Source organism: Ferruginibacter paludis (assembly GCF_030409685.1).
Classification (GTDB): domain Bacteria; phylum Bacteroidota; class Bacteroidia; order Chitinophagales; family Chitinophagaceae; genus Ferruginibacter; species Ferruginibacter paludis.
Window position 1 is genome coordinate 825,566 of record NZ_JAUFQJ010000004.1, and the last position, 18,075, is coordinate 843,640.

At 41.3% G+C, this 18,075-nt stretch carries 18 protein-coding genes; 8 read left to right on the forward strand and 10 right to left on the reverse strand.

From position 1 onward, the window contains the following. Window positions 1–27 precede the first annotated feature (27 nt). The 3 genes from plsX to QWZ08_RS09090 all read right to left on the reverse strand — a co-directional run bounded on the left by plsX (window position 28) and on the right by QWZ08_RS09090 (window position 1,841). A complete protein-coding gene (gene plsX / locus QWZ08_RS09080; protein WP_290337077.1) occupies window positions 28–975 on the reverse strand; it encodes a phosphate acyltransferase PlsX in 948 nt (315 codons plus the stop codon). A gap of 81 nt (window positions 976–1,056) precedes the next feature. Next, entirely contained in the window at window positions 1,057–1,251 is a 195-nt protein-coding gene (rpmF, locus tag QWZ08_RS09085) for a 50S ribosomal protein L32 (protein ID WP_290337078.1), read from the reverse strand. 47 nt (window positions 1,252–1,298) lie between these two features. After that, window positions 1,299–1,841, reverse strand: coding sequence for a YceD family protein (locus QWZ08_RS09090; protein ID WP_290337079.1), 543 nt, complete (start codon window positions 1,839–1,841; stop codon window positions 1,299–1,301). Between the two features lie 114 nt (window positions 1,842–1,955). Between QWZ08_RS09090 and QWZ08_RS09095 the strand changes: the two genes are divergently transcribed. Then, entirely contained in the window at window positions 1,956–3,035 is a 1,080-nt protein-coding gene (locus tag QWZ08_RS09095) for a DUF3810 domain-containing protein (RefSeq protein WP_290337080.1), read from the forward strand. Window positions 3,036–3,055: 20 nt separating this feature from the next. On the opposite strand, the gene dcd is transcribed toward QWZ08_RS09095, so the two are convergent. Further along, window positions 3,056–3,592: a dCTP deaminase gene (gene dcd, locus QWZ08_RS09100; RefSeq protein ID WP_290337081.1), complete on the reverse strand. Its 537-nt coding sequence runs from the start codon at window positions 3,590–3,592 to the stop codon at window positions 3,056–3,058. Window positions 3,593–3,626: 34 nt separating this feature from the next. Here dcd and QWZ08_RS09105 point away from each other — a divergent pair, with 34 nt between their 5' ends. Continuing rightward, window positions 3,627–4,322: a 4'-phosphopantetheinyl transferase family protein gene (locus QWZ08_RS09105; protein ID WP_290337082.1), complete on the forward strand. Its 696-nt coding sequence runs from the start codon at window positions 3,627–3,629 to the stop codon at window positions 4,320–4,322. A 3-nt stretch (window positions 4,323–4,325) separates the two neighbouring features. Here QWZ08_RS09105 and QWZ08_RS09110 read toward each other — a convergent pair whose 3' ends face one another. The 4 genes from QWZ08_RS09110 to QWZ08_RS09125 form a co-directional block, all read right to left on the reverse strand. Then, on the reverse strand, window positions 4,326–4,715 hold the full coding sequence (locus QWZ08_RS09110) for a VOC family protein (protein WP_290337083.1): 390 nt from the start codon (window positions 4,713–4,715) through the stop codon (window positions 4,326–4,328). 92 nt (window positions 4,716–4,807) lie between these two features. Next, the gene (locus tag QWZ08_RS09115; protein ID WP_290337084.1) at window positions 4,808–5,344 is read right to left on the reverse strand and encodes a YceI family protein; all 537 of its coding nucleotides are present in this window, start codon (window positions 5,342–5,344) and stop codon (window positions 4,808–4,810) included. 82 nt (window positions 5,345–5,426) lie between these two features. Then, window positions 5,427–6,479 (reverse strand): Gfo/Idh/MocA family oxidoreductase, encoded by a 1,053-nt coding sequence (locus QWZ08_RS09120; protein ID WP_290337085.1) that lies wholly within the window; start codon window positions 6,477–6,479, stop codon window positions 5,427–5,429. A gap of 67 nt (window positions 6,480–6,546) precedes the next feature. Beyond that, a complete protein-coding gene (locus tag QWZ08_RS09125) occupies window positions 6,547–6,930 on the reverse strand; it encodes an SET domain-containing protein (protein WP_290337086.1) in 384 nt (127 codons plus the stop codon). Between the two features lie 244 nt (window positions 6,931–7,174). On the opposite strand from QWZ08_RS09125, the gene mgtE reads away from it, so the two are divergent. After that, entirely contained in the window at window positions 7,175–8,581 is a 1,407-nt protein-coding gene (gene mgtE, locus QWZ08_RS09130; protein ID WP_290337087.1) for a magnesium transporter, read from the forward strand. On the opposite strand, the gene QWZ08_RS09135 is transcribed toward mgtE, so the two are convergent. Next, entirely contained in the window at window positions 8,573–9,130 is a 558-nt protein-coding gene (locus tag QWZ08_RS09135) for a histidine phosphatase family protein (protein WP_290337088.1), read from the reverse strand. The genes mgtE and QWZ08_RS09135 overlap by 9 nt on opposite strands. 209 nt (window positions 9,131–9,339) lie before the next feature. On the opposite strand from QWZ08_RS09135, the gene glmS reads away from it, so the two are divergent. The 3 genes from glmS (at window position 9,340) to QWZ08_RS09150 (ending at window position 14,063) form a co-directional block, all read left to right on the forward strand. Then, a complete protein-coding gene (glmS, locus tag QWZ08_RS09140) occupies window positions 9,340–11,175 on the forward strand; it encodes a glutamine--fructose-6-phosphate transaminase (isomerizing) (RefSeq protein WP_290337089.1) in 1,836 nt (611 codons plus the stop codon). A 131-nt stretch (window positions 11,176–11,306) separates the two neighbouring features. Further along, window positions 11,307–13,424: a DUF4954 family protein gene (locus QWZ08_RS09145; protein WP_290337090.1), complete on the forward strand. Its 2,118-nt coding sequence runs from the start codon at window positions 11,307–11,309 to the stop codon at window positions 13,422–13,424. Window positions 13,425–13,433: 9 nt separating this feature from the next. Next, the gene (locus QWZ08_RS09150) at window positions 13,434–14,063 is read left to right on the forward strand and encodes a peptidylprolyl isomerase (protein ID WP_290337091.1); all 630 of its coding nucleotides are present in this window, start codon (window positions 13,434–13,436) and stop codon (window positions 14,061–14,063) included. A gap of 141 nt (window positions 14,064–14,204) precedes the next feature. Here QWZ08_RS09150 and QWZ08_RS09155 read toward each other — a convergent pair whose 3' ends face one another. Further along, window positions 14,205–14,726: a YdeI/OmpD-associated family protein gene (locus QWZ08_RS09155; RefSeq protein ID WP_290337092.1), complete on the reverse strand. Its 522-nt coding sequence runs from the start codon at window positions 14,724–14,726 to the stop codon at window positions 14,205–14,207. A gap of 81 nt (window positions 14,727–14,807) precedes the next feature. On the opposite strand from QWZ08_RS09155, the gene QWZ08_RS09160 reads away from it, so the two are divergent. Together QWZ08_RS09160 and QWZ08_RS09165 are read left to right on the forward strand one after the other, a co-directional pair. Next, window positions 14,808–15,773 carry a transglutaminase domain-containing protein gene (locus QWZ08_RS09160; protein ID WP_290337093.1) on the forward strand — a complete coding sequence of 322 codons (966 nt, stop codon included), beginning with the start codon at window positions 14,808–14,810 and terminating at the stop codon, window positions 15,771–15,773. Window positions 15,774–15,845: 72 nt separating this feature from the next. Then, window positions 15,846–18,050 carry an alpha-galactosidase gene (locus QWZ08_RS09165; protein WP_290337094.1) on the forward strand — a complete coding sequence of 735 codons (2,205 nt, stop codon included), beginning with the start codon at window positions 15,846–15,848 and terminating at the stop codon, window positions 18,048–18,050. Window positions 18,051–18,075 lie beyond the last annotated feature (25 nt).

Sequence of the window (18,075 nt, forward strand, 5' to 3'; positions counted from 1 at the left end):
ACCTCTTTTATTAAACTATTTTTTACATTATACCTGTTGTACAAATACGTCTTTCATCTTTTGCAGTAAATCTTTTTCCAGCATCTGCTGCGCTATACTGATCATATTTTTGAAGGCAAGGTCTTTTGAAATACCATGACCAATTATGACAGGTTTTGCAACACCCAGCACGGGTACACCTCCATACATTTCAAAATTAAAGCGGTCAAAATGTTCATCTTTTATCCCCCTGCGTTGAACTAAATCATAAATACTTTCTGCCAGCTTTAACACTACATTTCCGGTAAAGCCGTCGCATACCATCACATCTGCTTTGTCGAGTAAAACATCCCTGCCTTCAATATTGCCAATAAAATTAATGTGCTTATTTTCTTTTAACAACGGGTATGCGGCCTGGGCCAGCAGATTGCCTTTCCCCTCCTCTTCACCCAGATTAATCAACCCTACTTTGGGGTTGGTATATCCTAAAATATGCTCGGCATACATTGACCCCAATGTGGCAAACTGCGACAAATTTTCCGGCTTACAATCCGCATTGATACCTGCATCCAGCAGCAAGCCAAGTGTTCCATTCTCTCTTGGTATATAGGCCCCGATAGTTGGCCGGCTAACTCCCTCAATTGCTTTAATACTGAACAGAGCGCCCACCATCATAGCGCCGGTATTGCCTGCGCTGATAAAGGCATCTGTTTTATCAGTAGCCAATAAATTAAATCCAATTGATATAGAAGATGCTTTCTTTTCACGCAGTGCTTTGGTAGGGTGCTCATGCATTTCAATTACCTGCGAAGCATGCATCAGTGTAATATTTTCAAAAGGAATGGCATGAGCCGTCAGCAGCTCCTTCAATTTGGCTTCGTCGCCAATAAGTGTGAGCGAAATGTTTTTATGTCCTTCAGACAAAAAAAGTGATATCCCTTTTACAGCTTCCAGCGGTGCATAATCGCCACCCATCATATCAAGGGCAATATTCATGGTACATTCATTAAATAAAAAATTCTAAGTACTTCATCCGTTTACCGAATGTAGAACTTAGAATTCAGCATTTGAAAAATATTATGCTTTCAGCGGCGCTTTTTCAGCTACCACCTGTCCTTTGTAATATAGTTTGCCTTCGCTTACATGTGCACGGTGACGTACATGTGTTTCGCCTGTAGTTTTATCAACGGTCAACGTTGTTTCGCTTGCTTTGTAATGCGTCCTTCTCTTTGCGCTGCGCTGCTGCGAATGGCGTCGTTTCGGATTTGGCATATCTGTAAATTTTAATTGTTATTGTAAAATTATTTATTAAACTCTTTTTAATTCTTCTTAAACTTTTCCAATCCCTTCCAAATGGTATTGGCGTTTTTGGCATCTTCGCTGGCCTCCATTGCTTTTAATTTTTCCAGCACTTCCTTATTGCATTTCGGGCCTCCGAATTCTTCCGGGCTGCATAGCTTTTGTACCGGAACACTCAAACTGACAAATTCATAAATCCAGTCGTTCAGGTATAAATGGCTTTCTGTTCTGGAGATATAAAATACATCGGGATCTTCTTCCTCCTGGTTCATCTGCTCCGGGTTGTCCACCATTTTCACCAGCATATTAAATTCATCCCAAAGATCTTTTTTAAGCTGATTACCGCAACGGTCGCAAACCACATCCGCAACACCGCCCACTTCAAATTTCAGCAGTAAAAAACTACTTTTTTTATCCAGCTGCAATTTTACCGTAGCCGTACAATTGGTAAATTCCCTTACTTCGTCTCCGGCAAAAAAAGAGTCATCTACATTGTAAGTAAACTCATGAATGCCGGGCTTTAAACCCACAAAAGCTATCTCTATTGCCTTTCTTTTTCCCATTACCTTCGGTTTAAAGGACGGCAAAGGTAAGTTTTTTACGTTAATTTGAATCACAAATATCAAATTATTGTTCCAAAATTCAGCGGCAGCCTGTTTTTCATTATTTTTAGCCTTATGCAAAATAAAAAAAGGTGGATTTTATGGATAGTATTACTAACAATAGTTGTTTTCATCCGCCTTTTCTCAGCCAGTTCTTTCAGGTCAGAAACCTGGTATGCGACCGGAATATACCCCAACATAGCCATTTTTTTAAGGTCGCTTACAGGATGGTTACCTTTTAGCCTGGGCGATTTTCTATATGGTGCTGCCGGAGCCTGGTTGTTATATAAATTGGTAAGAGCTATAAAAGCCATTGTAAAAAAAGAAGTTACGGTTCAGTTCATGCTGAAGAAATTTTCTAATGCCATTTTGATTTTGCTCCTTATTTACATCGTGTTCAATATTTTTTGGGGTATCAATTACAACCGCCGGGGTATTGCGTCTCAACTAGGGCTGACTGTAGCAAAATATTCTACCGAAGATTTAAGGAACCTGAACACTGCATTGCTGCAGAAAATAAATGAAAGCAAAACTGCCACCCTGCGATCCGGCACACCTGTTTTAACCAGTAACACAGTTTTTGAGGGTGCTGCCCAGGCATATGGAGAAGTTTATAAAAAATATCCCTTTCTGCAGTACCGGGCAAAAAATATAAAAATCTCCTTATGGGGATGGTTTGGAAATTATGCCGGATTTACGGGGTACTATAACCCATTCACTGCCGAAGCCCAGGTAAATACTACGGTGCCCAAATTTTTGCAGCCCTACATCGCCTGCCATGAAATTGGCCACCAGCTTGGCTATGCGAAGGAAAACGAAGCCAATTTTGTAGGGTATCTATCAGCAACTGCCTCAAAAGACAGTGCTTTTTTATATTCGGCCTACCTGGATTTGTTTCTGTATGCCGGCCGCAACCTGTATAATGTAGACAGCGCAACCGCCAAATCATTGGCACATCAGTTATTACCAGGTGTAAAAGCTGATTTAAAAGAATTAAGCAGTTTTAATCGTCGCCATCAAAATCCGTTTGAACCGGTATTGCGGTGGATGTATGGGAAATATTTGCAAAGTAACCAGCAACCTTCGGGTGTGTTAAGCTATGATGAAGTAACAGGACTATTGATTGCTTATTATAAAAAATATGGAACCATTTAAAACGATTTCCCTTTCTCAAATTAAAACTGGTTTTTCCACATCATGCTTTCTACCGGCTTATTAGGTTGCCCACTGTATTTGGCATTTTTTTTCTGGTTGTATTTTATTTCAATTTCACCATCTACCGGAAAATAAATCAATTGCCCGATGGGCATGCCTTTATAGACCCTTACAGGTTGCTTTACGGATATTTCCAGCGTCCAGTTGCCACAAAATCCTACATCTCCCTTTCCTGCTGTGGCGTGTATATCAATGCCAAGGCGGCCTGTAGAAGATTTGCCTTCCAAAAAAGGCACGTGCGCATGTGTTTCGGTATACTCCTCTGTAACGCCGAGATAAAACTTATGCGGCAGCAGCAAAATACCTTCTTCCGGAATTTCAAAATGCACGATGGTATTGTGTTTTTTTGCGTCCAGCTCCTCGTCGGCATAAGTTGCCAGGTTTTTTCCCAGGTGTACATCGTAACTGTTGCTGCCAAGGCAGTCGCGGTCGTAGGGTACTATTTTTATGCTGCCGTTTGCTATCTCTTCTAAAATTCTGGTGTCGCTCAGGATCATTGGTGGTAATAAATTGTTGTATAAAAATGTTTAGGTGTTATTTTGTAAAATTAAAATATTCGCAACCCAATCGGGTAATTCAACCGCTTTTATGCCGCTCGTTTATCAACAAAATATCAACTCCACAACAAAATTAGGTGTTTGGCATATAGCCGAAGAAAAGGATTTCTTTTTGGGGCTGGTTCCCCAGCAACAACAGATTACACATCCGCGAAAACAACTGCAACATTTAGCTGGCCGCTACCTTTTGAAAGAAATGTACCCTGACTTTCCGTATGAGTTAATCCGCATTGCAGATACCCGTAAACCATTTCTTGAAAATGAGGCTTACCATTTTTCCATTTCGCACTGCGGCGATTATGCAGCCGTGATGGTTAGCAGTACATTAAGAGTGGGTGTAGATGTTGAACTGGTAACAAAAAAAGTAGAAAAAATAAGGCACAAGTTTTTATCTGTTACGGAACTGGAAATGATTACAACTATTGAAAATGGATCTGCCCGACTATTGCGTGACGGCTTGCTCACTGCCACCTGGAGCATAAAGGAAGCATTATACAAATGGTACGGCGATGGAGAAATTGATTTTATAGAGCATCTGCAAATTGAATCCATTACATTAAATGGAGACAGCGGTATCGCCCGTTGCTGCGTAAAAAAACATGAGCCTGTCGAATTGGAAGTACACCTGCTGTTTTTTAATGCCAACAGCATCGCCTGGGTAATGAGCTGAGAGTTAGAGCGGTTGAATGAGGTCCCATAAATTACCGTACAGATCTTCAAAAACCGCCACTGTTCCGTAAAGTTCCTTAAGTGGCAGCCGCACAAAATTAATTTTCTTTTTTACCATTTCCTGGTAATCTCGCCAAAAATCATCCGTGTATAAGAAAAGAAAGACTCTGCCGCCAGCCTGGTTGCCCACTGACTTTTGCTGCTCCATACCGACAGCTTTTGCCAGCAAAAGGTTACACCCGGCTCCTCCCGCAGGAGCCAGCACCACCCAACGCTTACCCTCAAGAAGGAAAGTATCTTCAACAACAGTAAAGTTTAATTGCTGTGTATAAAATTGGATAGCCTCATCATAATCATTTACCAGCAGCGCTACCTTTGCAATTTGTTGCCTCATATTTCATTAATAAAGAAATTCCTATAAAAAAGTGCCGCTTATTCATAAGCAGCACTTGTCAATATTATTTTGATTATTTTGAATCAGCTAAATCAGGCCTGCTCAATCAATTGTATTTCACTGATAATTCTAACCTCATCGCTCACTACTACACCGCCTGCTTCTGTTACAGCGCTCCAGGTTAATCCAAAATCTTTACGGTTTATTTTTCCGTTGATCGTGAATCCCGCCTTGGTATTGCCATAAGCGTCCTGCACAACTCCGCCAAACTCAACCGATAATTTGATATTTTTTGTTACCTCTTTAATGGTAAGATCACCGTACATATCGTAAGAGCCATCGTTATCAACGGCCTCCGATTTTGTAGCGGTAAACTTTATTTGCGGATATTTTTCAGCATCAAAAAAGTCTGCACTTTTTAAATGTCCATCCCTTTGTTCGTTTCCTGTATCAACAGAATTGGTATCAGCAGTAAAACTGATTTTTGCTGTTGAAAAATCTTCGCCTTCTGTTGTTACAGATGCCTGGAAGATATTAAAGCTGCCTGTAACATTAGTTATCATCAGGTGCTTTATTTTAAAATGTACTTCGCTGTGTGTTGGGTCTATCGCCCATGATCTTGTTGCCATGATTGTTTATTTTTAGTGCAAGTTAATAATTAATGTTTAAACATTGAGTTTTTTCTTTTATCAAATTGTTAAATCAGTTTTCTTAACCTAGCAATAATTCAACCACTTTCTTTTCCCGGTTACTTTTAATGGCAGTTTCAATAACCCGGATGATATTAATTCCCTCATCAGCAGTTACAGGAACAGGTTTGCCTTCGGCAATGGCAGCATAGATACCAGCATAATAATCCCCGTAGTTACCCCTGTCCGACGGAATGGTTTCCCTGATCTCCTTACCATCTTTTTCAGTATGCAGTAATCCCTGTTCGCTTGTAGGTTCGGTTCCCCATTGATCGCCGCCCGGCTTTTTACCTGCCAGCAAATCCGCCTCCTGTACATCGCCCCGGGTTTTAATAAATGATCCCTTCATTCCATGTATCACATTGGCTGGAATTGGCTCCCGGACGATGTTACCTGCTTTTAACCTTACCCTGATTTCAGGATAATATAACTGGATATCAAACCAGTCATCCACTTTTGAAAAGGGTCTTGTTGTGCGTATATCGGCGAATAAAGCCTGCGGCATTCCAAAAATAAGCAGGGCTTCATCTATCAGGTGCGGACCGAGATCCATCAGCAGGCCGGCTCCCGCATTCGGGGTTTCCTTATGCAGTTTGGGACCAATCACCGGCTTATAACGGTCATAGTGAAATTCAGCCTCCACAATATCGCCCAATAAATTGTCTGTAATCACTCTTCGCACTGTGCGGCAATCACTGTCGAAGCGGCGGTTTTGGTACACGCTTAGCATTTTGCCTTTTTGTTGCGCCCGCTTTTTTAACGCTTCGCCCTGTGCTACGGTTGTCGTAAAAGCCTTTTCTACCACGGCATGTTTTCCGGCTTCCAATACTTTGGTGGCATATTCGTAATGACTCTCGTTGGGCGTATTTACAATCACCAGTTCGATGGTTTCATCTGCCAGTATAGCTTCCAGCGTTGGGTAGGAAGTAACTTCCGGATAATCGTTTTGGATATTTTTACTACTTCTCTCCCAGGACCCGCACAATTGAAAACCGGGGTTGGCAGCAATAAACGGTGCATGAAAAATTTTTCCTGACATGCCATATGAAAGCAAGGCTGTTTTGATAATACGCATATTTGAAAATTTGTGTTTATAGAAATTTGTTGTTTGAAATTAGTAGATGTACCAATAAATATATTGCTTAATCCGCCTCAAACCAAAGCTTCGCCGGGTCATTCCAATCGCCGTTGTAATTGATAGTAAGCTCCTCTCCCTGTCTTATTTTTCTTACTGTTTGTACCGCGATAGTTTCCGTTTCATAATCCATTATGTACTCGCAGTTGCTTTTATAACTGTGGTTGTACATGGAGACCAGCCCAAGCGCCATACAGCATTGATCCTTCATCTTTCCCCATTCAAAAATATAATCGTGCAGCAGCGTTTTATCCAGCAATAACCTGTCTGCCGCACTCATCACTATTACCGGTGCCACTTCAATAACGGTGTCTGCCTTTATCGCTTTATTTGTAAAAACACCTCTGCCTTTACCGTTTGAGCTATCAATAAACAATTCTGCTTTTAACATAACCTCACTTTAGACTTAAATGGAGTAATTTGCAAGTTAGTTAAAAGGAAATTTACATTTTTATTAATGTGCCGCTTAGCTGCTTATGCGATTTTAATATTTAATATTGCCAGTAAGTTGATAAGACATTCCGGTAAAGTTGTTTAAGCTTTTAGTGTAAGTTAAAATGACTTTACAGAAATGTTAGTAAAACATAGTGCAATAGATAGCTTAACAATTTGTTGGCCAAAAGCATACTAAACAGATGGATTTAGAAACAGAAGAAATATCCATACAACAACAATTTGAAGAAGTAATTGCTTCTGAAGATAAACTGCGGATAAAAGAATTCTTAAATGATCAGAACATCAGCGATGTGGCTGACCTCATTTATGAAAACGAAGATTTTGACAGCCAGATCATCAGTCATCTTTCGCTGCACCGTGCCGCCAGTGTATTTAAAATCCTGGAGCTTTCCACGCAGAAGCGCATCGTTAAAAACCTGCCAGCATTCAATACCGCCGAGCTGTTAAATGAACTACCGCCGGATGACCGTACAGCCTTTTTAAGCTTGTTGCCAAGCAACGCAGTTAGGGAATTGGTCAAGACATTGAATCCTGAAGAAAGGCGTGTAACCCTGGCTTTACTTGGTTATCCGGAAGGCAGCGTGGGCAGGCTGATGACACCTGATTACATCTATGTATACGAACATGATACGGTTGAAGATGTATTAAACACCATCCGTAAATACGCCAAAAACAGCGAAACCATTGACGTTATTTATGTGATCAATGATAAAGGAGAGTTGCTGGATGATATTCGTATCAAGGATTTTATCATGGCTTCGGCAGATAAGAGAGTGGATGAATTAATGGATGGCAGGGTAATAACACTGCATGCTGAAGACGACCAGGAGGTTGCCAATGAAGCATTTAAAATGAATAACAGGGTGGCTTTGCCGGTAGTAAGCCGCAGTAATAAATTGCTCGGCATTGTTACGATTGATGACGTACTGTGGGTAGCCAATGAAGAGTTTAGCGAAGACATGCAGAAGATGGGTGGTACAGAGGCCCTGGACGAGCCTTACCTGGATACCCCATTTATCAAACTGATGAAAAAGAGGGCTGGCTGGCTGATTGTGTTGTTTTTTGGAGAATTACTTACCGCCACTGCCCTGGCTTATTTTAACGATGAAATTTCAAAAGCAACTGTGCTTGTAATGTTTATGCCATTGATTGCTTCAAGTGGTGGTAACAGCGGTTCGCAGGCCTCCACCCTCATTATACAGGCGATGGCCGTGGGCGAAGTATCACTGGCAGATTGGTGGCGTGTGATGCGGAGGGAAATTTTTAGCGGCCTTACACTGGGAGGTATTTTAGGTCTGATTGGTTTTATCAGGATCTGCCTGTGGCACATACTGATGAGCCATGGCATTTTACAGGATTTATATGGCATTCACTGGTTACTGGTGGCCATTAGCGTGGGCGTATCGCTGGTTGGTGTGGTACTGTGGGGTACCATTACAGGATCCATGCTGCCGCTTATTTTAAAAAGATTGGGTGCTGATCCTGCGGTGAGTTCTGCCCCATTTGTAGCCACCCTGGTAGACGTGACTGGCCTGATTATCTATTTTTCCGTAGCCTATTTATTTTTAAAGGGTATTTTATTGTAAGGGCTGCATGGTATTGATGCCTGTTGCTTTTGCTGGCTTTGTGCCATACTTTAAGGTGCTAAGTTGCGCTTTCCCTTTCCTGTATTTCACCACAAATAAATTATCAAATTCATTATCTGCAATAGGTTTTACCGGTTGCGTTACACCCAGCTTTTTTATAAGTACAGGTATCGTATTACTGTGGCCGATAACAAGAATTGTTTTCCCAAAATCATTGTGGGCAGCCATTTTCTCAAGCAGGCTTATGCCGGTTGTATCTGCCAGGTACTGTACTGTATCTATATTCTGTTGAATACGCATGCTATCTGCCGTCATTTGGGTGCGGCGAAATTGTGTTACATAGATATGTTGAACTTTTTTACTTTTCAACACTTTTAGCAAATCACCGGCTCTTTGCTTACCGGCTGTTGTCAACACCGGGTCATTGCCGCTTTCTTTTTCTCCATGCCGCACAAGGTAGATCACAGTGCCATTCGCCAGCACCCCGTTTTGTGCCCGGACTGAGCAGTGTATCAAAAAAACAATAACTAAAATTGAATATAATTTCATGTAGCTGCTTTACTGCTCAAATGTAGTTAAGCCTTTGTGAATAGCACTGCCCGGGCTGGAATAAAAAATTATATTGACCGCATTTTGTTAATTTGCAAATTAAACCATCCCGGTACTATTGGTGGAACCTGCCTGTAAGCATTTAGGTACAAGTGTGCGACGCCAATGAAGTTAAATAGTTAATCTGCTGCCGGGCTAAAATAATTTATATGTGTGGAATTGTAGGATATACCGGCCCCAGGGAAGCATACCCTGTAGTAATTAAAGGATTAAAAAGACTGGAATACCGGGGCTATGATAGTACCGGTGTTGCCCTGTTAAACGGCACGGTTAAAGTGTATAAGAAAAAGGGCCGTGTAGCCGAACTGGAAGAATATGCAGTCGGTAAAGAGTTGCACGCACATACCGGTATCGGGCATACAAGATGGGCTACACACGGCGAACCGAGCGACCGCAATGCGCATCCGCATACATCCAGGAGTGGCAAGCTGGCAATGATACACAATGGCATCATTGAAAATTATGTGCAGCTTAAAAAAGACCTTGTAAATAAAGGCTACCACTTTACCAGCGATACGGATACGGAAGTGTTGCTGAATTTCATTGAAGACATTAAAGAAAATAACAACTGCGGACTGGAAGAAGCCATTCGTATTGCACTAAAAAGGGTAACGGGTGCTTACTGTATTTTACTGATCAACGAAGATGACCCGGGTACAATCATCGCCGCACGCAAAGGCAGTCCGTTGGTAATTGGCGTAGGCAAAGGAGAACATTTTTTAGGAAGTGATGCCTCCCCGATGCTGGAATATACCAAAGAAGTGGTGTACGTGAATGACTATGAACTGGCGATTGTAAAACCAGACGAACTGATTCTCAAAAACCTGGGTAATGAAAAAATTACCCCTTTTATAACCAAGCTGGATATGGACCTGGCCGCTATTGAAATGGGCGGTTACGATCATTTTATGCTGAAGGAGATTTTTGAACAGCCCAGTACCATTCATGACTGTTTGCGTGGTCGTTTGGACGCCACAGCAGGTACAATTACCATGAGCGGTGTACAAAATAATATAGAAGCTTTTAAAACGGCACAGCGCATTATAATTGTTGCCTGTGGTACCAGCTGGCATGCGGGGCTGGTAGCCGAATATGTGATTGAAGAATTGTGCCGGATTCCAGTGGAGGTTGAATATGCTTCCGAGTTCAGGTACCGCAACCCGGTTATTAATAAAGGCGATATTATTATTGCTATTTCACAAAGCGGAGAAACTGCAGATACACTGGTGGCCATTGAAAAAGCCAAAGAACAGGGTGCTGTTATTTTTGGAATTGTAAACGCAGTAGGATCTTCTATTGCAAGGTTAAGCAACGGTGGCGCCTATACGCACGCCGGGCCGGAGATCGGTGTTGCCAGTACCAAAGCATTTACCGGCCAGCTTGCTGTGCTGACAATGATGGCTTTAAAAATTGCCAAAGAAAAAGGCACGATAACAGATGAACGCTACAGCAAATTATTGTTCGAACTGGATTCCATTCCTGAAAAAGTGGAAGCTATTTTAAAAGGAGCCAATGCCATTAAAGCGATTGCCGAAAAATACAAAGGCGCAGCAGACGCCTTGTTTTTAGGACGTGGTTATAATTTTCCGATTGCCCTGGAAGGTGCGTTAAAACTGAAAGAGATCAGCTATATACATGCAGAAGGCTATCCGGCAGCAGAAATGAAACACGGCCCGATAGCGTTGGTAACAGAAATTTTACCGGTGGTTTTTGTGGCTACCAAAGACAGTTACCACGAAAAAATTGTGAGTAACATCCAGGAAATAAAAGCAAGAAAAGGAAAAGTAATCGCCATCATTTCCGAAGGCGATGATGTTATTCCGAGCCTGGCAGACGACGTATTTTTTGTACCGCCTGCCGATGAAATTATGGCGCCATTATTAAGCTGCATCCCATTACAATTGCTGTCGTATTATGTAGGCATCGCTAAAGGTGTGGATGTAGATAAGCCCAGGAACCTGGCAAAAAGTGTGACCGTTGAATAATGATAATTTTTTAAAATACCCGTGAAACTCAATATGCCATAAAAACTGTCAGAATTCACCGGCAATTAAAAGAACAAACTTCGCATCGAAGGAATTATCAATTTTCGTTATCCAATTATCAATTATTAAGGATGAACATCATACAAAAACACGCCGTAAATAACCTGGGGTATAATTTTGTTGAAACACAATATATTCCGGCAGGAAAAGATGAATATTATTTGCGCAATATCCAGAATACGGCTGATACCGTTTATAGAAAATTAAACTCGCAGGAAATTGAAACACTGGTTCGCAACCGCAATACATCTGATAACTGGGACCTGATATTTGTCTCTTCTTTCTTCAATGCTGAGCTTGTCAGAAACTGTAAATTTTATGGGTTGGTACGCATCGGTAACCTGGAGCCTTTTTATCTTGAATTTCATAACCTGCGCATGCCTGTTGGTTTGTATAACAGCACAATAATCAGCTGCGATTTGGGTAACAATATTTGCATTGATAACGTCAATTATTTGAGTCATTACATTATTGGCAACGAAGTAATGATTGCCAATGTAAACGAAATTGCCGCTACTGAAAAAGCAAAATTTGGCAACGGTATCATCACTGAAGGAGAAGAAGAGGAGACGAGAATCTGGATGGAATTATGCAATGAAAATGGCGGGCGAAAAGTGTTGCCGTTTGACGGCATGCTGCCAGGTGATGCATTTATGTGGAGCAAGTACAGAACCGATGACGCTTTACTGGATAAATTTAAAACCTTTACCCTGCAAAAATTTGACAGCCGTCGTGGATACTATGGTAAAATAGGCGACCGGACAGTAATAAAAAACTGCAGGATTATTAAGGATGTTATGATTGGTACCGACGCCTATTTAAAAGGTGCCAATAAATTAAAAAACCTCACCATTAACAGTGATGCAGAACGCACTTCGCAAATTGGCGAAGGTTGCGAACTGGTGAATGGTATTGTAGGATACGGATGCAGGATATTTTACGGCGTTAAGGCAGTCCGTTTTGTAATGGCCAGCCATTCACAATTAAAATATGGCGCCCGGTTGCTTAACTCTTATTTAGGTAACAATGCTACGATCAGTTGTTGCGAAGTATTAAACTCCCTGATATTTCCGGCCCATGAGCAGCACCATAATAACTCTTTCTTATGCGCTTCCCTGCTGATGGGGCAGAGCAATATGGCAGCGGGAGCTACCATTGGCAGCAATCACAACAGCCGCAGCCCTGATGGTGAAATTGTTGCCGGCAGGGGGTTTTGGCCCGGGCTGTGCGTGAGCCTTAAACACAATTCAAAATTTGCTTCGTTTAATATCCTGGCCAAGGGCGATTTTCCTGCGGAACTAAATATTCCTTTCCCTTTCAGTTTGGTAAGTAACGATGTGGCCAGGGATGTATTGGTCATCATGCCGGGCTACTGGTTTATGTACAACATGTATGCGCTGGAACGCAATGCATGGAAATATGCAGACCGCGACCGGCGCACGGATAAAATTCAACAACTTGAATATGATTATTTAGCGCCTGATACCATTAACGAATTGTTTGATGCACTTAAAATATTGACTACCCTCGAACCAAATGAAGAAGGTATTGCAACAACAAATGGATACGAAAATACAAACCGTACAATCGAAATAGTAAAGGTATCACAGGCCACTACTTTGTTTGCTGAACTAATCCGGTATTATGGCACTATGCAATTGCTGAATCATTTTTTAACCAATAAATTCCGCAGTTTTGATGAATTCAAAAAAACACTGTCTGCCAAAATACAACGCAGTACGTGGTTAAACATCGGCGGGCAATTGATTCAGCAAACAGAGATGGAAACATTAAAAAGAAATATTAAAAGCGGCAAGGTAAAGAGCTGGGAAGAAGTACATCATTTCTACATAACAGAAGGTGTCAACTACCAGCGTGATAAAATGTATCATGCCTACACTTCTCTTTTGGAAATACGTTCTATTACCCCAAGGCAGTTTACAGCTGATTATTTTATCAATTTATTGCAACAGGCAGTGGAAACAAAAACCTGGATGTGCAAAGAAATTTATGAGTCAAGGGCGAAAGACTATACCAACCCTTTCAGAAAGATGGTATACGAAACTACCGAAGAAATGAATAAGGTGGTAGGAAGTCTGGAAGACAATTCTTTTATTCAGCAGCAAGCCGGCAAGTTGGATGAATTTAAAAAACTGGTAAAGTCGGTGACCAAAAAATTAAAAGTCTAAAAAAATTCTGTGAAAAAATTTATTCTTGTTGCTGCACTGCTTATTGCAGGTGCAAATGTGTTTGGCCAAACAGTTGCTGAAATGAAAAAAGTTCTGGATACCACCAGCGATCCCATCGGCTATGTAAAATATCGGCTGAAGAAAAAATACAAAATTGACACAGTTGCTGTAATGAGCAGCACTTCCTTTTTAGGACTTGCAGACAGCCTTGCTTATAAAGGAAAAGTAGGCAAAGTATATGGCCCCTGGAAAGGCGCCAACTACCTGATAAAAGTGCTGGCTAAAGTACCCAACACCTATTACCATGTAAGCCATATTTTACTTGACACGACGCTGTTTAAAAAGAATTTTGCCGATTCGATGTCAACCTCTATCATCAATAAAATCCAGGCCGGTACCAGTAGTTTTAGTGATATGGCAGCCACCTACAGCGCCGATCGTGGCTCTTCTTCAAATGGCGGGGATCTGGGCTGGTTTGTACGCGGCGCTATGCTGCAACAGTTAGACGCAGCCATTGCAGCACATAAAAAAGGAGATATTTTTAAAGTATGGACACCCGCCGGTTTACATATTGTAACCGTAAAAGACAATCCTAAAAAAGATGTTGGTTTTGCCTTGTTGTTAAGGGTAATTCTTTAAGGGAGAATTGTAATGAAAGTAATCTACTGGAAACACTGGCTATGAAGGAGGTTGACACAAGTTATACATTAGTGACTTCATGTAGTTATCAATTTTTTATAGTCAGTAATTTGCAGCGGATAATTCCTTAAAGGCGCCTTCTCAACCTTTTAAAAGTTGAGTGTCTTCTTTTGCTGAGCGCAGCATCTGGCCAAAGTCCATCTTTTTACTCATGGCATTTACTGCCATTGCAATGCGTTTTGTTTTGGTGGGTTCTGTCTTGGCACTTTCGATCCATTTACTAAAATAGTGCTTGTGCGATTTTGGAAGCGATTGAAAATATTGCATGGCTGCAGGCTCATCCTGCAAACATTCCATCAGCCACTTATTTACTTCGTAAGGCTTTTTATCTACCGCCAATTGCACCTGCAGTTGGGCCCCTTTTTGTTTACCAATTGCCTTGCGCAGATCGATTTTCAATGCCATAATAAAATCTCCCGCTCCCATCGGGATCAATGCCATACCGCTAATAGGGTGCTCATCCAGCTTACCTTTTACCCTGAACGACTTCTTATTACCAGGCGATAATTGCTGTGCCAAAGCAGCCGGAATTACAATGTACGTCCAGCCGGTTTTCTCTCCCTGTTCCCCGAATTTTAATATGGTTGTTGTAAATTGTATCATTGTTTATTGCTGCAAATTTCAGCAATATTTCATAAAAACAAAATCACGTTGTTTTAACTTTTGTATACTTAATTTTATTGCATGATACCAGACACAAAAAAAATAGTACTTCTTTTACTTGTTTTGATCAGCACAAAATTAATTGCCCAAAACCGCCACGAAGATTTCAGAGTAGTGGATGAATATGTAAAATCGCTGGGCACGTTGGATACACTCAATATGGGTACCATCAGCTATATTGTTACCAAAAAATTTCCTGATAATAAAGATAAGGCCAGGGCTATTTTTGACTGGATAGCCAATAACATTGCCTTTGATTACAAGTCGGCAAAAAAAAATGACAATGAGAAAAATATTGCCGAAGATGTGCTGAAATTCAGAAAAGCAACTTCAGCCGGTTATGCGGCCCTGTTTCAGGATATGTGCAGCGTGGCAAAAATCCGCTGCCTTACAGTAGATGGGTATTTAAGAAACAGTGTGGAGCAGTTTACAGATAAGCCGGAAACTTTTAACCATACCTGGAACGTGGTTCAATTGGGCACAAGTCCGGAATCGTGGTTTTATGTTGACCCGACTTTGGGCAGTGGTTATACGGATGATAGGCTAACAACGTTTACAAAAGAATTTAACGACGCTTACTTTTTTGCAGATAAAACTATTTTTAATTACCAGCATTTACCAGACAATCATGCCTGGTTATTAGGCCCGGGAATAAAAAGCAAAAATGATTTTTTCTCGATGCCGTTAGTTAAAAATGCGGCGTACGAATTTGGTGTCGGCAGCTTTTCCCCCAACACTGGTTATATAAAAACCAGTACCAGTAAAACAGTACAATTCAGTTGCAGGCTGTCGGGTAATACAAATATCGATATTGTGGCCCTGGCTATTGGTGATGAGAAGAAAAAGAAAATCAAGACGGTAGATTATACCATCAGCGATGGTGTATTACGCTTCGGTTATAAGTTCGCTGAAGAGATCACCTACCCTGTAACCGTATTAATCAATAACAAGCCAGTACTCGGATATTTTGTTGAAGCAAGTGAGTAGAAACTGGATACTATATGCTTGGTTCACGAGACTGGATACCTGAGACTGAACGTCCAAACTAACAATTATAAAATGCTTAACTCTTTCCGTTTAATTTGCTTAGCTGTTACCATCCTTTGTTGTGAAATTGGCTTTGCTCAACACAAAGACATTATTACCTGGCCCGGCAAAAACGATATGCTGTCTGAATCAGACTGGTTAATAAAAGCTCCTGTTGTGAAGGCGGCGGTTTTTAGCAGTGCCGATAAAAGGAGCATTATACTATACAACGGGCTGGTGAAAAGAACCTTCTTACTTTCCCCCAATTTGGTTTGCACTGACTATAAAAATATGGTCACAGGTCAGCAATTATTGCGGGCGGTATTACCGGAAGCCATGGTGACTATTAATGGCACTGCGTACAACGTGGGCGGGTTAAGGGGCCAAAAGGAAAAAGCCTACCTGCTCAATGAGTGGCTGTCAACCTATGCAAAAGGTGACGACGATTTCCAGTTTAGCAACTACACTATCAGTGAATTAAAACCCTTTGTAGAATGGAAACCAAACAACTGGTGGGCATACAATAAAAAACAACCTTCCGGCAAAGTGCTCACTCTCTTTTTCAACAATCCGCAGGCTGCTGTTAAAAATGTAATGATAAAAGTAAACTATGCTATTTATGATAACCTTCCTTTGATTTCAAAGTGGGTTGAAATTGAAAATACCGGAACAGCGCCGGTAATGATCGGTCGTGTGAAAAATGAACTGCTTGCGGCAGTGGAAGAAGAAAGCGCCGTAGTGGGCAGCCCGGATAAAATGAAAAAACAGCAAGGCTTGTACGTTGAAACAAATTATGCCTTCAACAATGCCATGCGATACGAAATCAGTGACCAAACCCTCCATTGGAAAATTGATTCTACCTACACTTCGCAGGTAAATTATGATTATAATACACCCTGCATTTTAGAAGTGTATCCTGATAAAGTTGCTGGTATTGAATTATCGCCAGGCGCATCCTTTACATCCGTTCGCAGTTTTGAGTTATTGATGGACAGCTATGACCGGGAAAGAAGAGGATTAGCCGTAAGAAAAATGTACACCACTGTTGCTCCCTGGACGACAGCGAATCCTATTTTTATGCACCTCGTAAGCAAAAATGATCAAGAAGTAAAAAGGGCCGTTGATCAATGCGCTGCTACAGGATACGAAGCCATCATACTTAGCTTCGGCAGCCATCTAAATATGGAAGATTCTTCGGCCTCTAACATTAAAAAGTGGCAAGCACTTGCTGCATATGCACATCAAAAAAATATTAAAATTGGCGGCTATTCACTATTTAGTTCAAGACGCATTAGTGAAGAAGACGATGTAATCAACCCGGTTACAGGTAAAACAGGCGGCGCCTTTTTTGGCAATGCACCTTGCTTCGGCAGCAAATGGGGACTGGCATACCGGGATAAAATAAAATATTTTTTTTCGCAAACCGGCTTTGATATCTGGGAAAACGACGGCCCTTACCCGGGCGATGTTTGTGCCTCCACAACACATCCCGGCCATACCGGTTTAGATGACAGTCAATGGAAACAAATGGCCATTCAAAAAGACTTATATCACTGGCTGAGTGAACAGGGGGTTTATATCAACGCCCCTGACTGGTATTTTTTAGATGGTACAAATAAAATTGCGGTAGGCTATCGTGAAGTAAATTTTTCTTTACCAAGAGAAAATCAAAAAATACTGAACCGCCAGAATATTTATGATGGCACCTGGGAAAAAACACCCTCTATGGGTTGGGGCTTTGTACCATTAACAAGGTACCAGGGTGGCGGGGAAGAGGCAGTACTAGAGCCATTAAGTGAACACCTGAAAGATTACAAACAATTAATGATGCAATACTATGGTGCCGGCGTGCAGGCTTGTTACCGCGGACCAAGATTGTATGATACTGATGCAACCAAACAAACAGTTGTCAATGTAATCAACTGGTATAAAAAATACCGTGCTATTCTCAATGCGGATATCATTCACCTGCGCCGAGCAGACGGCCGGGATTGGGATGGCATACTGCATGTAAATCCTGCATTAAAAACAAAAGGATTATTGATGTTATACAACCCATTAAAGGAAAAAATCAGAAGGACCATCCAGGTGCCATTATATTATACGGGCGCCACAGATACTGTGCTTATAAGCGAACAGGAAGGTAAAAAAATACAAAAGAAATTAGACCGGAAATATATGATTGAGCTGACGGTGACAATCGAACCGGAAAGCTATACCTGGTTTACAATTGAGTAATTCAGTAATCAATTTCTGTCAAAAT

Bases quoted from the DNA above. Each gene is read 5' to 3' on its own strand.
- QWZ08_RS09145 (WP_290337090.1), top strand. From the start codon at position 11,307: ATGAACATCATACAAAAACACGCCGTAAATAACCTGGGGTATAATTTT.
- QWZ08_RS09110 (WP_290337083.1), bottom strand. From the start codon at position 4,715: ATGAGGCAACAAATTGCAAAGGTAGCGCTGCTGGTAAATGATTATGAT.
- QWZ08_RS09135 (WP_290337088.1), bottom strand. From the start codon at position 9,130: ATGAAATTATATTCAATTTTAGTTATTGTTTTTTTGATACACTGCTCA.
- dcd (WP_290337081.1), bottom strand. From the start codon at position 3,592: ATGATCCTGAGCGACACCAGAATTTTAGAAGAGATAGCAAACGGCAGC.
- QWZ08_RS09095 (WP_290337080.1), top strand. From the start codon at position 1,956: ATGCAAAATAAAAAAAGGTGGATTTTATGGATAGTATTACTAACAATA.
- rpmF (WP_290337078.1), bottom strand. From the start codon at position 1,251: ATGCCAAATCCGAAACGACGCCATTCGCAGCAGCGCAGCGCAAAGAGA.
- mgtE (WP_290337087.1), top strand. From the start codon at position 7,175: ATGGATTTAGAAACAGAAGAAATATCCATACAACAACAATTTGAAGAA.
- QWZ08_RS09165 (WP_290337094.1), top strand. From the start codon at position 15,846: ATGCTTAACTCTTTCCGTTTAATTTGCTTAGCTGTTACCATCCTTTGT.
- plsX (WP_290337077.1), bottom strand. From the start codon at position 975: ATGAATATTGCCCTTGATATGATGGGTGGCGATTATGCACCGCTGGAA.
- QWZ08_RS09160 (WP_290337093.1), top strand. From the start codon at position 14,808: ATGATACCAGACACAAAAAAAATAGTACTTCTTTTACTTGTTTTGATC.
- QWZ08_RS09090 (WP_290337079.1), bottom strand. From the start codon at position 1,841: ATGGGAAAAAGAAAGGCAATAGAGATAGCTTTTGTGGGTTTAAAGCCC.
- QWZ08_RS09120 (WP_290337085.1), bottom strand. From the start codon at position 6,479: ATGCGTATTATCAAAACAGCCTTGCTTTCATATGGCATGTCAGGAAAA.
- QWZ08_RS09115 (WP_290337084.1), bottom strand. From the start codon at position 5,344: ATGGCAACAAGATCATGGGCGATAGACCCAACACACAGCGAAGTACAT.
- QWZ08_RS09155 (WP_290337092.1), bottom strand. From the start codon at position 14,726: ATGATACAATTTACAACAACCATATTAAAATTCGGGGAACAGGGAGAG.
- glmS (WP_290337089.1), top strand. From the start codon at position 9,340: ATGTGTGGAATTGTAGGATATACCGGCCCCAGGGAAGCATACCCTGTA.
- QWZ08_RS09125 (WP_290337086.1), bottom strand. From the start codon at position 6,930: ATGTTAAAAGCAGAATTGTTTATTGATAGCTCAAACGGTAAAGGCAGA.